The organism is Pseudoflavonifractor sp. An85 (genome assembly GCF_002161235.1).
Lineage (GTDB): Bacteria > Bacillota > Clostridia > Oscillospirales > Oscillospiraceae > Enterenecus.
The window spans coordinates 1-641 of sequence record NZ_NFHE01000135.1; the positions used below are offsets into that span (position 1 = coordinate 1).

Annotated in this window: 1 protein-coding gene; it reads left to right on the forward strand. The window is 63.5% G+C overall.

Going from position 1 to position 641, the window contains the following annotated elements:
* Window positions 1-81 precede the first annotated feature (81 nt).
* Window positions 82-641, forward strand: a 560-nt coding sequence (locus B5G37_RS14820) for a hypothetical protein (RefSeq protein WP_143483018.1), incomplete at its 3' end; no start/stop codon positions are given.

The following is a 641-nucleotide window of genomic DNA, read 5'->3' on the forward strand; positions in this document are numbered from 1 at the left end:
GCTACAATAATGGCAAGCAATAAAGCTGCCATCCTAGTATGGCTGGCTTTGCCGAAACATACCCGGAAGAAGGACCCTACCATGGACGAATACAAAGATACAACGCTGCATAACGCGGACGGCACCGAAGACGCCCTCCGTGCGGATATGAATGACAATGCGGCTCCCGAAACAGCGGACGCCGCCGAACCCGAAATCCTGAGCGCCGTGGCCGACATCGCGTCTGAAGAGGACGAAACGAAGGATGGTGCCGGTCCTGTCCGGCACCGTCGAAGCCATCGCAGGCGGAACATCGCCATCGCCAGCGTGATCGCCGCCGTTGTGGTGCTGGCGGGCGGCGCGGGCGGTTACGCCTATGCGGCGTCCAACGTGCAGAAGGGCGTGGACGCGGCCCAAGCGAACGCGCAGGCCGTGGACCAGAAGCTCACCGCGAAGATCGGGGACGCGCAGGAACTCCTTGACGGCACCGAGGAGGAGCAGGTGGCCGATGCGCAGACGCTCACCGCCCTGTCCGACGCCATTGACAAGGCGCAGGCCCAGACCGGCGTGACCGACACAGGCGCGAACCGATGGCTCATCTGGCAGGAGATGGACGCACAGGCCGCGTATGACGCGGACTCTGCGGATGCATCGGATGCCAT